Origin of the sequence: Methylobacterium sp. J-077 (assembly GCF_022829365.1) — a bacterium.
GTDB lineage: Bacteria > Pseudomonadota > Alphaproteobacteria > Rhizobiales > Beijerinckiaceae > Methylobacterium.
In genome coordinates, this window is the sequence record NZ_JAKSYJ010000119.1 from 1 (window position 1) to 14,291 (window position 14,291).

At 66.7% G+C, this 14,291-nt stretch carries 11 protein-coding genes and 2 pseudogenes; 7 read left to right on the plus strand and 6 right to left on the minus strand.

Translation table 11 applies throughout. From position 1 onward, the window contains the following. The first annotated feature begins 67 nt into the window (after positions 1-67). A pseudogene (locus tag MKL11_RS12935) lies at positions 68-1,209 on the plus strand (IS3 family transposase). A 740-nt stretch (positions 1,210-1,949) separates the two neighbouring features. Here MKL11_RS12935 and MKL11_RS12940 read toward each other — a convergent pair. The 6 genes and pseudogenes from MKL11_RS12940 to MKL11_RS12965 all read right to left on the minus strand — a co-directional run bounded on the left by MKL11_RS12940 (position 1,950) and on the right by MKL11_RS12965 (position 6,236). Beyond that, complete coding sequence (locus tag MKL11_RS12940; RefSeq protein ID WP_243944019.1) at positions 1,950-2,918, minus strand: hypothetical protein; 969 nt, start codon at positions 2,916-2,918, stop codon at positions 1,950-1,952. A gap of 86 nt (positions 2,919-3,004) precedes the next feature. After that, a complete protein-coding gene (locus MKL11_RS12945; protein ID WP_243944021.1) occupies positions 3,005-3,904 on the minus strand; it encodes a hypothetical protein in 900 nt (299 codons plus the stop codon). Between the two features lie 244 nt (positions 3,905-4,148). After that, a pseudogene (locus MKL11_RS12950) lies at positions 4,149-4,976 on the minus strand (IS5 family transposase). Positions 4,977-5,029: 53 nt separating this feature from the next. Continuing rightward, positions 5,030-5,170 (minus strand): hypothetical protein, encoded by a 141-nt coding sequence (locus tag MKL11_RS12955; RefSeq protein WP_243944024.1) that lies wholly within the window; start codon positions 5,168-5,170, stop codon positions 5,030-5,032. 88 nt (positions 5,171-5,258) lie between these two features. Continuing rightward, positions 5,259-5,564 carry a hypothetical protein gene (locus MKL11_RS12960; protein WP_279600480.1) on the minus strand — a complete coding sequence of 102 codons (306 nt, stop codon included), beginning with the start codon at positions 5,562-5,564 and terminating at the stop codon, positions 5,259-5,261. Between the two features lie 162 nt (positions 5,565-5,726). Continuing rightward, entirely contained in the window at positions 5,727-6,236 is a 510-nt protein-coding gene (locus MKL11_RS12965; protein ID WP_243944027.1) for a metallophosphoesterase, read from the minus strand. A gap of 410 nt (positions 6,237-6,646) precedes the next feature. Here MKL11_RS12965 and MKL11_RS12970 point away from each other — a divergent pair, with 410 nt between their 5' ends. The 6 genes from MKL11_RS12970 (at position 6,647) to MKL11_RS12995 (ending at position 14,183) form a co-directional block, all read left to right on the plus strand. After that, a complete protein-coding gene (locus MKL11_RS12970; protein WP_243944029.1) occupies positions 6,647-7,366 on the plus strand; it encodes a cytochrome c biogenesis CcdA family protein in 720 nt (239 codons plus the stop codon). A 21-nt stretch (positions 7,367-7,387) separates the two neighbouring features. Continuing rightward, positions 7,388-8,434, plus strand: a complete 1,047-nt coding sequence (selD, locus tag MKL11_RS12975) for a selenide, water dikinase SelD (RefSeq protein WP_243944037.1) — start codon at positions 7,388-7,390, stop codon at positions 8,432-8,434. A gap of 76 nt (positions 8,435-8,510) precedes the next feature. Next, positions 8,511-10,499, plus strand: a complete 1,989-nt coding sequence (locus MKL11_RS12980; RefSeq protein ID WP_243944039.1) for a glycosyltransferase — start codon at positions 8,511-8,513, stop codon at positions 10,497-10,499. Continuing rightward, complete coding sequence (locus MKL11_RS12985; RefSeq protein ID WP_243944041.1) at positions 10,496-11,575, plus strand: glycosyltransferase; 1,080 nt, start codon at positions 10,496-10,498, stop codon at positions 11,573-11,575. Before MKL11_RS12980 ends, MKL11_RS12985 begins: the two co-directional genes overlap by 4 nt. A 282-nt stretch (positions 11,576-11,857) precedes the next feature. Next, on the plus strand, positions 11,858-13,333 hold the full coding sequence (locus MKL11_RS12990; RefSeq protein WP_243944043.1) for a GumC family protein: 1,476 nt from the start codon (positions 11,858-11,860) through the stop codon (positions 13,331-13,333). After that, positions 13,326-14,183, plus strand: a complete 858-nt coding sequence (locus MKL11_RS12995; protein WP_243944045.1) for a WecB/TagA/CpsF family glycosyltransferase — start codon at positions 13,326-13,328, stop codon at positions 14,181-14,183. The genes MKL11_RS12990 and MKL11_RS12995 overlap by 8 nt, the downstream gene beginning before the upstream one ends. The last annotated feature ends 108 nt before the right edge of the window (positions 14,184-14,291 follow it).

Below are 14,291 nucleotides of genomic sequence, written 5' to 3' on the forward strand. Positions count from 1 at the left end.
GTGACCTGACCGGCTGGCTTTGGACCGGGCTGATTGAGAGGATCAGCCAGGACCGGAGGAGTCGGACATGCGGCGAGGTCAGAAGACGAACGCGGAGCAGGTGGTGCTCAAGCTGCGCCAGATCGAGGTGCAGACAGCTCAGGGCAAGAGTTTGGCCCTTGCATGCAGGGAGGCGGAAATCTCTGAGCAGAGCTATTATCGCTGGCGTAAGGAGTACGGCGGCCTGAAGGTCGATCAGGCCAAGAAGATGAAGGATCTGGAGCGCGAGAACGCCCGGCTTCGTCGCCTGGTAGCCGATTTATCTCTGGAGAAGCAGGTGCTGGCGGACATCGCCTCGGGAAACTTGTAGCCCCCGAGCGACGCAGGCAGGCGGTGGACGGCATCCGGGAGAAGTACGACCTCTCGGAACGTCACGCCTGCCGGATCGTCGGCCAGCATCGGGGCACGCAGCGCTACGTGTCCACGTTGCCGGCCGACGAGGATGCGCTGACCCGTGCCATCATCGCCTCGGCGTCCGAGTATGGGCGCTACGGCTACCGCCGCGTCACCGCGCTGCTGCAGGCAGCAGGATGGCAGGTGGGTAAGGATCGGGTTCAGCGCATCTGGCGTCGCGAGGGGCTCAAGGTCCCGCAGAAGCACCGACCACGCAGTCGCCTGTGGTTGAACGATGGATCCTGCGTGCGGCTGCGCCCGCTCCATCGCAACCACGTCTAGAGTTTTGACTTCGTCCAGGCCCGGACCCACGACGGACGCTCGCTCCGGATCCTGACGCTGATCGACGAGCATAGCCGGGCTTGTCTGGCGCTGAAGGTGGCGCGACGCATCAACAGCGCGGGCGTGATTGAGGCGCTGGCGGAGGCGATGTGCCTACACGGCATCCCGGAACACATCCGCTGCGACAATGGCCCCGAGATGATCTCCAAGGCGCTGCGCAAATGGGTCGCCAAAACTGGCTCACAGATCCAGTACATCGCACCAGGATCGCCGTGGGAGAACGGGTACTGTGAGAGCTTCAACGGCAAGCTTCGTGACGAGTGCCTACGCCAGGAGATCTTCTACTCGTTAAGGGAGGCGCAGATCGTGATCGGTCTGTGGCAAAACACCTACAACCGCGTCCGACCGCATTCGTCGCTGGGCTATCGGCCGCCCGCGCCCGTCAGCTACCCGGGTCTGGCCTTCCGGCTACCCATGGCCGCGACCATGCAGTAGCCTCTCAATCGGCTCGGTCCAAAATACCGGTCAGGTCAAGCGCCTCGTTTTCAAGATGTCAGTGTCGACCTGAGAAGTGTGAATCCGGTCGCCCGTGCGGGAGGGGGGTTGAGGCGAGGGATGCGACCTCTCCGGAAAAACCCGCCCCCTCACCCTGTCCCTCTCCCGCACGGGCGAGGGGACCCGCCCTTTACCCACCGCTCGTGTTGCCAAGCCCGATGTGGGATTCTGGCAGCCCGAACCAGAGCGGGAGCGCAACGATCCCTGCAAGAACGCTCGAGAACTCTCACGCCGACCCGCGTAAAGCGGAGCGGGTGCCCCCTGTGTCGTAGAGGGCCCGGAAATGCATATCCGGAACGGTCGCGCTGGGCTCCAATCCGTTGGCGCCACGCTACCCATTTGCCGACCCTGCCTGACGGCCGGACCAATCCCTCTCGCGACGGGCGCCTCTCGGGGATCTAAGTCGGTCTCAGCCAGAGCCGCGCATTTCCGCCTTTGCCCTTCCCCAGAATGTCGACGTCGCTACGGCGCTTGAACTGTTCGCGGCCCATCCCGATCACGGCACCCCGAGAGTGAACTACTGGGGAGTCCTGACGATGGTTAGCGAGCCGACCCGAGGTGCCGAAGCGCAACGGGTCCTGTTCGAACGCCTAACCGGCTACCGGAACAAGCCGGGCCAGCAATGGAGCGTCCCTGTGTGGGACTTCGCCAAGGAGAACGCTCGCCCGTGATCGTAATTTCTAGTTCTTAGAAACGGGTAAGCTTATCCAGTTTCCCGACTTTTTCATTTCTTTTGAAAATTCAATTCTGATGGCGCATTTGCGATTGCTAAAAAAGATATCATATCCGTTGCCGGAAGTGGAGTATCCTGCACGAACCTCGAACCAGTTGTCGTCAGGTCGTTCGGTTGGAGGGCTCGCAACATATGTCAAACTCGGATTGACCCCGGAAAAATCGATGTGGCCGCTACCGAAGAAACACTCCTTGGTCGCTGGAGAATTTGAGGAGAAATACGGTATACCCTCGGAAAATCCCTGCACTTTTAAACTAACTCTATTTGAGATCTGATCGCCCTTGAAGCCTTTTGAGGCTAGTGCTTTTTCGACCCGGTCTTTATCATCTCCGAAATTATTCTCTATTTCGACTTCTAGCCGCTCGCGTTCGGCTGTCAACTTTGATCTCTCAGTGTCGGGGATGCTTTCGTCTCGGATTTTTTTCGAAATCTCTAGCAAAGCCTTATCGACGAGTTTAATCTGTCCAGTATTTTTTATCTGCCAGTGCTCATCGACGGCTTCAAAAGTCTGAATAACTAACTTGAAGCGGCAGATTTGTGATCCAACATTCAGCATAAATGTATTTGTCTGTTTTGTTTCATCTTCAGTGGAATGGCCGCGGCCGTGAATTATGGCGTTTTCGGACGTGCTGGGGTATAATGCAATATTTCCGTCGGCTATCTGAAAAGACAAGAAGTTCGAATAGCAGGCATAAGGCGCGGGTTCAAATCCCAAGATCATTTTCATTGGCCTGTATGCATTCCATGTCGCCGGCTCTGGCGAGCGATCATCCTTCCAACCAGGGACATCCACCGGTTGATATTCATCATATGGAACGATATGGCAATCAAGTATTGATTGAGCAGATAGAGTTGTGGCCGTCAACATATAAACTGCCGCCGCCAATATTTTTATTGCTCGCATCTTTGTCAGCACGGTAATAACCACAGAATTCAGAGATGAAGGTCCGCCTTATGACGGACCTTCTGGGATTCGTTGATTAAAGTGCTCTAGTGGACGCACTACTGATGTTTAAATTTCCGTCTTGATATGTAATTGAAAGATAATGGTCGGCAGTAGGCGAAACCCATAGGACTTGCCCCCCCGGAGTGGACATAAGCACCCAGTCCTGTAATCAGCACATTTGGATTAAGTCTTTGGGCCGTTTGATCTCCGGCTAACGGTACAGCTCCGTTGTCTGGCGTTCCAACTCGTGTGCTCTCTTGATCTTTCCAATCAAGAAGGAAGCCTGCTTCGGTTTTGGCACTCTTCTCGACCCGAACGTCATCCGCGATCGTTACGGTACCAGTGGTGGAGCTGCCTGGGCTGCTTCCTTGGACCGGGGTTGGATCGATAGAACCGCTTCCAGGATGTGCCGTTCCGCCACCGCTTTCGACCGGAGGCGGCGATACACCCCCACCACCCTCAACAGGTGCCGTTCCGCCGCCGCCGGTCGAGGAATCGCCGGGAGCCGTAACCGAGATCTGGCCCAAGTCTGCAGTGTTGGTATCATCAGGATCATCCGGCCCAATAGGCTCTCCCTCAAAATCAGTCTCATCCCAGGGATTTTTGCTTACGGTTAAATCGGTTTCATGGTAAGCTCGATTTGCTGTGGACAAGGTTTGGGTGCCACCGGCATTTTTCTGGGATGAGACTGTTGAGCCGTCCGTGCTGGCAAGGCTCAGGATTGCATCGCTCTGCCGAGGCGACAGAGTATTCGCTGATCGCGGATCGGCAGATTGATTGCTCGGAGAGATTTTTGGGCTTTCCGACTGATTATTGGCGGATTTAGATACATTAAGTGGAGCGATGCGCGTTTGGGTGGTGGATGTTGGAGCAATTGAAACACTCATCAGATAAATCTTATTTATTTTACATTGAATTAGTAAATATTCATTGTAATCTACATTATAACCAAACATGCGAACTGAAAAAGCGCTAGATATATGATCGCCAAATCCATTCCAGTAGCGGTCATTAAGGTCGATTGGCCGCTTTTATCGCGCGCAGATCAAAAAAAGTTGCTTAATGCCTAAAAGTCAAACATTTTCTTCGCATCATGCGATTTAATATTTCATAATGAATTATTTATACCTTACTTTTTGGAAAATATAATCCAGTAGCGTGGAAAAAACCGGATACTAACTTCTCAATGTCTTAGAGTGCCTAACAGAACCGTCTGATCTGATTGAGGGTGACAAGGCTGGCCGCGAGGCTCGTGAACGCCTGTTAGATGTCTGCGCGTCGCTCGTAGCGGATGGGCAATCGACGGAATCGGTTGAACCAGGCGTGGGTGCCCTCATCCTGAGCTTGTCGAAGAATCCACGACCCAACGGTGACGACCGAGTTTCTCGCTGCTCTCGATGCCCTTACGCGCGATGCGTGGGACGATCCCCCGCGCCCGGCACTCCTGGCGGCGGGGTCTGGCATCGTAGGCCTTGTCAGCGTGCAACTTGTCCGAACTGCGTCACGGTCGTCCGCGCCGACCGCTCCGCACAGACGGGATGGTGTCGAGGGTGGCCGCCATCATGACGGTGTCGTGCCGGTTGGCCCCGCTCAGACAGAGGCCGAGCGGCGTGCCGCGCGCGTCGGTGACGAGATGGCGCTTCGTGTCCGGCTTGCCCCGGTCCGTCGGGTTCGGGCCAGTGGCAGTCCCCCCTTTTTGGCCGGGACAGACGCACTGTCCAGGCAAGCCCGGCTCCAGTCGATCTCACCCGCCGCGTGCAGGCGGTCCAGCAACACGTGATGCAGGCGGCTCCGCGCGCCCGCCGCCTGCCAATCCCGCAGCCGCCGCCAGCAACTCAAGCCTGAGCCGCAGCCCATCTCGGCCGGCAGCATTTCCCACGGCAGCCCCGAGCCCATCACGAACAGGATGCCAGTCAGTGCGGCCCGGTTTCCGATCGGACGACGCTCGCCCTTCGGACGCGGCCGAGGCGGCGGGAGGAGCGGAGCGATCTCATCCCAGAGATCATCGGGGAGAAGCGGTCTGGCCATGCCAAACCAACGCTGAAAACCCCGCTCGATGCCGTTCTGTCAGGCACTCTAAGTCAGAGAGTCCCGATCAGCACCAGCAGCATCGTCGTGGCGACGGTTGTGCTGATGAAACCGCACAGGGCGGCGGCGAAGGACGGGCCGGTGCGGCTGGCGGCGGGCGCCGGGAGATCGGACGACAGCAGGGCGGTGGTCATCGGCGCATAACCTTGTCGGCGACGTGCGTCGCTTGTGTCGGGATGATGCTGCGGGGCCTGAACCTACGCGGTGTGCGGACGCACCCGGTCAGTCGCAGCGGTTGATTTTCTTGGCGATGCGGAGGCCGCGCAGCTCGCTGCGCAGGTCGATGGCCACCACGCCCTCGCCGCACCGCTCGAAGGCGTCGCGGGCGTCGTCGTAGCGGTCGCCGACCTCGTCCAGCGTGTCGCAGACGCGGTCGTGGTTACCCAGCCGCGCCTCCTGGCGCGCCTGGAAGCGCAGAGCGTTGGCCTCGTCGACCTTGCGCTGGGCTTCCAGGCACGCCGGCAGGGCCAGCGCCGAGGAGGTCAGAACAAAGATCGAGACGGCAGCGGCCAAAGTCGTTCTGACCAGGCCGGAAGTGGGGGAGGCCGAACGGGCACTCACGGGGATACTCGCGGATCGGTTTCTGGTGCAGCCCCGCGGACGGGGGTGCCGGGTTTCTCGGGGGTGGCGCGGGTCCATCCCCTCTCTGTCCGCTGAAACGGTGAAGCTGCTGTGAAGGTTCCGGCCCGGCTACGCCTTCCGGCGGAGACGCGAGGTGAGGATTGCCGAGAGACCGACCGGGGCCGGCCCCATCGGATCGACCCCGACATCGTACTGCTTCGGCATCGGCTTGAGCTTGCCGTGGCTGTGCCCGTGCAGGTTGAGAGCGCCCCGGCCCATCCCGTTCCAGGTTCGGAACGCGTAATGGCAGAGCACCACCATCCGATCCTCGACCATGAGTTCGGCGTAGTGGCGCACCGTGGCCCAGCCGGGGGCCTCGAGGGTGTCGGGCCCGTCGTTGTTGCCGACGATCAGGTGCTTCTCGCCGTTGAGCCCGTCCAGAATCTGGCGGATCCGCGCCCCGCTCGGGCCGAGGGCGAAATCGCCGAGGTGCCAGACGGTGTCGCCCGGCGCGACCGCGGCGTTCCAGGCGGCGATCAGGCCGGCATCATGGGCGTCGAGATCCGGATACGGCCGGTGGTCGAAGCGCAGGACGCGCGGGTCGCCGAAATGGGTGTCGCCGGTGAAGAAGATCGTCATTGGTCTGATCCGCCCGCGCGATCTGCTCAATGCGGCCGAAGCCTGATTTACGGCTCGGGGTTCCCGCGACGTTCGGGCTATGACCGGGCAGCCGGCTCGTCTGTCCCACCCGCGGCCTTATCCTGAGGTGCGGCCGCGAAGCGGGCGCCAAGAAGGAGCTTTTCAGCCGGCCGCGCGATCCCTGGAGGTCTCCTTCGAGGCCAAGCGGTCTTCGATCGCTCGGCACCTCAGGATGAGGGGAGAGAATGGTATTTCAGTTGCTCGGAACCGCCTGCCGACCTGGATCGTAAAGTCAAACAGGTTCAATATTTCTGTGGCCCTTCCGATCTTTGCTTCGATCGGTGATGCGCCGCCTTGAAAACGAACCGGCGCGACGCCTGCGACCGAACAAGGACGGGAGGAACGGGACGATGCTGGGGACGGTCGGGTTCGCCTTCCTGGCGGGGCTCCTGTCGGTGCTCTCGCCCTGCGTGCTGCCGCTGGTGCCGATCGTGCTCGGGACCGCGGCGTCCGAGCATCGGCTCGGGCCGGTGGCTTTGGCGCTGGGCCTGGCTCTGTCCTTCACCGTCATCGGGCTGTTCGTGGCGACGATCGGCTTCGCCATCGGGCTCGATGGCGACGTGTTCCGCAGCGCCGGCGCGGTGCTGCTGGTCGTGCTCGGATTGGTGCTGATGCTGCCGCGGCTCCAGGCGCAGGTCGCCACCGCCGCCGGGCCGGTGGGGGCCTGGGCGGAAGAGCGGTTCGGGGGCTTTCGCTCCGGGGGGCTGTCCGGCCAGTTCGGCGTGGGGCTGCTGCTCGGGGCGGCCTGGAGCCCCTGTGTCGGGCCGACCCTGGGGGCCGCGTCCCTGCTGGCGGCGCGGGGCGAGCATCTCGGGAGCGTCGCCCTGACGATGCTGGCCTTCGGGATCGGCGCCGCGGCGCCGCTGATGCTGCTTGGCTTCGTCTCCCGGGAAGCGCTGATGCGATGGCGCGGCGGGCTCGCGACGGCCGGCAAGGGCGTCAAGGCTGCGCTCGGCGCCGTGATGGTGGTGCTCGGCCTCTTGGTCCTCACCGGTGCCGACAAGCGCGTCGAGGCCGCGGCGGTCGCCGCCTCTCCGGACTGGCTCAATGCGGTGACCACGCGCTACTGATCTCCGGAACGGAGTCCCGTGATGACCGACGCCCCCCGTCTCACCAGTCTCGCCCATGGCGGCGGCTGCGGCTGCAAGCTCGATCCCGCCATCCTGCGCCGGCTGCTCGCCGAGCAGCCCGCCGCCGGCCCGTTCGAGCGGCTGCTCGTCGGCAACGAGACCTCCGACGACGCGGCGGTCTGGGAACTCGACGACGGCACCTGCGTGATCGCCACCACCGACTTCTTCACCCCGATGGTGGACGATCCCGTCGATTTCGGACGGATCGCCGCGACCAACGCGATCTCGGACGTCTACGCCATGGGCGGGCGGCCGATCTTCGCCCTGGCGATCCTGGGCATGCCGGTGGGCAAGATCGAGCCCGATGTGGTTTCCCGGATCCTGCGGGGCGGCGCGGAGACATGCGCCGAGGCCGGGATCCCGGTGGCCGGCGGCCATTCCATCGACACGCCGGAGCCGATCTACGGGCTCGCGGTGATCGGCACCTGCCGCCGCGAGGCGGTGCGGCGCAACGCCGACGCGCTCGCCGGGGATGCGGTGATCCTGACCAAGCCCCTCGGGGTCGGGGTCTATTCCACGGCGATCAAGCGAGAGGGTTTGGACGAGACCGGCTACCGCGACTTCGTCGCCACCACCACCCGGCTCAACACGATCGGCATCGCGCTGGCTGCCGAGCCGGCGGTCCACGCGCTGACCGACGTGACCGGCTTCGGCATCCTGGGCCACGGACTGGAGATCGCCCGCGGCGCCGGGCTGACCTTCGCGCTCGAGGCGGGCGCCCTTCCGTTCCTGCCCCGGGCCGAGGCGCTGGTGCGGGAGGGCTTCGTCACCGGCGCCTCGCACCGCAACTGGAACGCTTTTCAGGCCGAGGTGGATCTGCCCGCGGACCTCCCCGACTGGCGCCGCCACCTGCTCACCGATCCGCAGACCTCCGGAGGCCTGCTGGTGACCTGCGCGGCGGCCCAGGCGGATGCGATTCTCGCCCGCATCCGGGTCGCCGGCTCCGCGGCAGCGGCCCGGATCGGCCGGATGGTGGCCGGCCCGGCCCGGATCCGCGTGGAGGGCTGATGGACGGGCCGGCCCGAGAGGCAATCTTCATCCTTCGCCGTCAGGGTGCATGCCCCTTCGGACGCGCGAACCGCCCTTGACCGACGCCCCCGCATCACCGCCCGCCCACGGGGTCGCCGGCTGGCCATTCGGAGCCGCCGCCCCCGGGGCGAGCCGGCCCGCCACCCTGCCGGACGGACGCCCGTGGCCGCGGATTCGCGTCGTCACCTGGGTCGGCGCCGGAGCGGACCCGCGCGAGACCGCCGCCTCGGTGCTGCACCAGGATTATCCGGAACTGCGGCACGACCTCGTGCCATCACGTGCTCTCGGGCGCGCCTATGGCGAAGCGGTCCTGGCGGATCCCGCCTGCGACGCCGTGCTGTGGCTCGGTGCGGGCGATCTGCTCGCCCCCGGGGCGCTCGCCGCCCTCGCCCTGGAGGCTGCCCTGACCGGTGCGGCCGCGGTGGCGGGCCTGCGGGTCCTGTTCGCCGACACGGTTCTGGCCCTGGATATCCCGGGGCTCGCGGGCGCGGGGGCGCAGAGCGGCGTGCCGTTCACCGGCGGCGAGGTGCTGTGGATGCGCGACGCGCTGCGCCGGCCCGCCATCCTCGACGCCGACGGGCACCTGGACGCGCCCGCCGCCTGGTCGGCGCTGCCGGCTTCCGCGCGCGGGCGCATCGGCCGCCCGGTGCTGCTGCAGCGCGTGAGCGGGGTGCCGGCTGCACGGGTCGAGGGCCTGTCGATCGTCTCCCTCACCGGCACCGGCACCCAGGGCGGCGCCGGCGTGGCGCAGAGGCGGCTTGCCGACGCGCTGGCGCTCGCCGGCCACCGGGTGACGAGCCTCGCGCTGAGCGACCGGCCGGAAGCCGCCGAATGGACGGACGGCTTCCCGCAGGCCGAGGCGGCGATCGAAGCCGCGAGGCCCGATCTCGTCCTCGCCGGCAATCTGCACGGCGCCACCCGCAGCCTCGACGTGGTCGGGCGCCTGGCCCGGCGCGGCCCAACGGCTCTGGTGCTGCACGACCTGTTCCCGCTCACCGGCCGCTGCTGTCATCCCCGTGACTGCACCCGCGCCGCCACCGGCTGCGACGCGACCTGTCCCGGCCCCGACGAGTATCCCGAGCTCGCTCCCGGCCGGATCGCCGGCATGCATGCCCGCAAGCGCGCCGTCCTGGCCGCCCCCTCCGGACCGTGGCTGCTCGCCAATTCCGACTGGACCCTGGCCCGCGCGCAGGAGCTGGCCCCGTCCGGCACCCCGGCGACAAAAATCCGCTTGGCCTTCCCGACGGCGACCTTCCGCCCCGGCGACCGCGCCGAACTGCGCCGACGCCTCGGCCTGCCGGACGGGGACGTGCTGATCCTGATCTCGGCGGTGATCATCGACGGCCCCGACAAGGGTTTCTCGGATCTGCGCGCCGCGCTTCGAGCCGTGGCCCGCCCGGGGGTCGGCGTCGTGGCGATCGGCCGGCTCGACGATCCGGCCCGGCTCGGCGTGCCGAACCTGTTCGCGCCGGGATTGATCGCCGACGAGGAGATCCTGGCCGCCTGGTACGGTGCCTGCGATCTCCACGTCACCGCCAGCCGCCACGAGACCCTCGGCCAGACCCCGATTGAGGCCGGCCTGTGCGGCGTGCCGACGCTCGCCTACCGCACCTCGGGGCTCACCTCCGCGGTGATCGACGGCGTGTCCGGCCGTCTGGTGCCGATGAAGCCCGGCGCCCTGGCGCAGGCCCTGGCGCAGCTGGTCGACGATGCCGGGGCCCGGGCGCGGCTCGGCGCCTTCGCGCGGATCGCCCTGGAGAGCCGCCACAGCCCCGCTGCCGCCGCGCTGTCGCTCGACGCGATCTTCCGGGCGCGCGGATTGCTCACCGATACCGCGCGCCCGGTCTTCGCGCCCGCGATGCTCGGGCATTTCCCGTTCGCGGCCGAGCGCCAGCCGGGGGCGGCCGGCACCGTTCCGGCGCCCTCCCGGCCCCTGGTCCGCCGGCTGCGCCGGGCCAAGCAGATGGTGCTCGGCCGGCGCATGCCGCTGTTCGTGCGGCGCTGCCTGTACCTCGCCGGCACCCTCCGGCGGAGCGTCCCGTGAAGCCCGGTCCGAAGCGGATCTATCTCGACCAGACCCATCTGCGCGGCCACGTCACCGGCATCGAGCGGATCACCCTGGACCTGTTCGCCCCGGACCGGCTGGCGCCGCACGAGGTCCGACCGGTCACCAGCGGCACGCTGCCCGGGATGATCGGCCAGCAGCATGTCGGCCTGCCGCTGCGGGCGCTGGCCGACCGCGACGCGCTGTTCCTGTTCCCGGGCTTTCCGCCCGGGCCGCTCTGCGCCGTCGCGGCCCCGCGCTGCCTGCTCTACGTCCACGACACCTTTCTGCTCGACCGGCCGGAGGATCTGAGCCTCAGGAGCCGGCTCTACATGAGCCCGAGCTTCGCCCGGGCGCTGCGCTGGTGCCCGAACCTGTTCGTCAACAGCCGCACCACCGGCGCGGCCGTGCGGGCCGTCTGCGCCCCCAGGGCCCGGGTCGCCCTGCTGCGGCCGTCCGGGCGCGACGCCTTCGGGCTCGCCGACCTGCCGGGGCCGGCTTCCCACAGCCCGGGCGCGCCGTTGCGGATGCTGGCGATCGGCACGATCGAGCCGCGCAAGGATTACCCGGCCTCCCTGGCGCTGGCGGCGGCGCTCAACCGCGCCGGGGTGCCGGCGGAGCTTCACCTGGTCGGGCGGGTCGGCTGGGGCCGCCACGCCTTCCTGGACGACGAGCCGCCCTTCCTACATCGCTACGGCTACCTGTCCGACGTGGAGCTGCGGGATCTGGCCGGGTCCTGCCACCTGCTGCTCTCGACATCAAAAGCCGAGGGGCTCGGCCTGCCGCTGCTGGAGGTCCAGCACGGCGGCCTGCCGGTGGTGGCGCCGGATGCCCCCGTGTTCCGCGAAGTGCTGGGCGGGTCCGCCCTGCTGATCCGCCCGGAGGCGCCCGAGGCCGCTGCGGCGGCCCTCCGGGCATGGATCGACGACGGCACCTTGGACCGAGCGGGGGCGGCGAGCCGCGGAAACGTGGCGCGGTGGAATGAAGCGGCCGCCGAGGACCGGGAACGCTTCCGGCGATTTTTGGCGGGGGACGCGGAGGCCTACGCAGAACCCGGCGCCACGGTCGTCGTGTGAATCCGTTTACGTAGTCCCCAGCAATTACAGGCCTGTTCAGGCCACAAAAACGTGACAGAGCGTTCTAGTTCAGTATGCGATATCTACACGGATCCTGCTGCAGGGTGTGCATCAAGACGAGAGTACTGGTCCGGTACGCCGATTGCTGCCGTGTCGAGGACAGCACCGCCTCCATCGAGGCCTGTCCCGGAACGGCACGGAGGTGACCGGAACGGGGACGGGCGCGGGAGGGCGGTGGAGGGCGGCACCGGCCGCACTCCGACAGGTCAGGGAGCGTGGCGCATGTTCGACTTCTCGACGCGCATGAGTGGTGAGCAGCCGATCCGCATGGTGCTGCCCCAGGTGGAATCCCGCCCGGAGGCGCGCGTGATCCTGCGTCGGCTGTGGCGGGGCAGCGGGTTCATCGTTCTGGGCGCCCTGTTCATGGTGGCGGCCGCGGTGGCACTGCTCGGCCTGATCCCGCCGCGCTATACCTCGTCCATTCAGGTCCTGGTCGATCCGAGCGACCTGCGGGTGGTCGAGAACGACGTCAACGCCCGCCAGCCCCAGGCCGATAGCGGCGTCTCGATCGCCGAGAGCCAGGTGCGGGTGATCCAGTCCGACAACGTCCTGCGCCGGGTGATCGCCAAGCTGCATCTCGACCAGGACGAGGAGTTCGTGCTGCCGGACGGCAACAACCCGACGATCGCCTGGATCAAGGGGGCGCTCGGCATGCTGCCGCCGGCCGCGAGCCGCGACCCGGTCAACATCGCCCTCGACACCCTCCAGACCAAGCTCAGCGTCCGCCGGGCCGAGCGGACCTTCGTGATCGACGTGTCCGTGCAGTCGCGCGATCCCGAGAAGGCCGCCCGGATCGCCAACGCCATCGGCGACGCCTACTTCGCCGAGGAAGCCGCGGCTCGCACCGATACCGCCCGGCGCGCCTACGACGCGCTGACCGGGCGGCTGGGCAGCCTGAAGCGCGATGTCGAGCAGGCCGAGGGCGAGGTGGTGCGCTATCGCGAGGCCCATAAGCTCGTGGCCTCGAGCGGCCGCCTGCTCACCGACCAGCAGCTCGGCGACCTGAACCAGCAGCTCGTCACCGCCTCGATCAAGACCGCGGAGGCGAAGTCGCGCCTGGACCAGGCCCGCAAGATGCGCACCTCGGACCCGAGCACGGCCCTGCCGGAGATGCTGCAATCCCTGGAGATGCAGGCGCTGCGGCAGCAATACGCCACGCTCTCGCGCAACACCGCCGAGCTCGCCACGAGGCTCGGCGAGCGCCACCCGGCCATGGCCGAGCAGTATGCCCAGCAGCGCGACCTGCAGCGCCTGATCCAGCGCGAGAAGGAGCGGATCATCGACACGACCCAGAAGGATTACGACCGGGCCGCAGCCAGCGAGGCGGCGATCCGGACCAATCTCGACCGGGTGAAGACCGAGACGGTGAGCAGCGACCGCGCCTATGTGGGCCTGCGCGAGCTGGAGCGGACGCTGGATGCCCGCCGGGGGGTCTACGAGGCCTATCTTAAGCGCGCCCGCGAGGCGAGCGAGCAGGAGCGGCTCAACACCACCAACGTCCGGATCATCTCGGTGGCGACGCCGGCCCGCCAGCGGACCTTCCCGCCCTCGCCGAAGATCGTGCTGCCGGTGGCCCTAGTGCTCGGCCTGCTGCTCGGCGGCGCCATCGCGTTGGCGCTTGGCGCCGACAGCGACCGTCGCCGGTTCCGGCGCGCGGCCGCCCGCCCCGGGACCAGCTTCCGGGCCGCCGATGCTTGATGTCGAGCCCCCGGGCCCGGCAGATCCTGCAGCGGCCTGGCTGGACCGGGCCGACCCGAACCTGTCCGCCGCGCCCGATGGCGGCGTGCCGGCCCCGTCCGCGCCCGTCACGCTGTTCGGCTACAGCTTCCACACCGGCACGGCGTCGGCGATCGTCGAGGCGGTGGCGGCGCAGGGTTCGGACGGGCCGCGGACGATCGTCACGGCCAATGTCGACCACGTCGTCCAGCTCGCCGAGGATGCGGATTTCCGGGGCGCCTACGCACGCGCCGCCGCCCGGACGCTCGACGGCATGCCGCTGGTCTGGCTCGCCCGGGCCGTGACCCGCCGGCCGGCCGAGCGGATCACCGGCCACGACCTCCTGGCCTGCGTCCTGGCCGACCCGCCGCCCTTCGCCCGGCGGGTGTTCTTCGTCGCGGCCCGCCAGGATGCCGCCGACACCCTGACGACGCGCCTCCACGCCGCCGGCCTCCCGGACGGCGCGGTGGCGAGCGCGGTGCCGCCCTTCGGCTTCGAGGACGACGAGTCCTACGGCCGCGCCCTGGCGGAGCGGATCCGCGCCCACGGCACGACCCTGCTGGTGATGGGCGTCGGCGCGCCGAAATCGGAGATCTGGGTCGACCGCCAGGACAAGGGGCTCGGAAACCCCGTCGTGTTCTGTGTCGGCGAAGCCCTCTCGGTCGCAGCCGGCTACGTGCCCAGGGCCCCATGGCTGATGCAGCGGCTGGGCCTCGAATGGGTCTTCCGTTTCCTGTGCGCTCCGCGGCGGCTGTTCCGGCGCTACTTCATCGAATCCTGGCGCTTCATCGGCATCGTCATGCGCCACCGGGCTTCGGGACGGCGGGATTGAGGGGCGGCTCGATGCCCGGTGCACCCGTCTCATCCTACCCACACCCGCAACAGTCATTGCGAGCGTAGCGAAGCAACCTAGGAAAACGCCACATTCTGAGATTGCGCG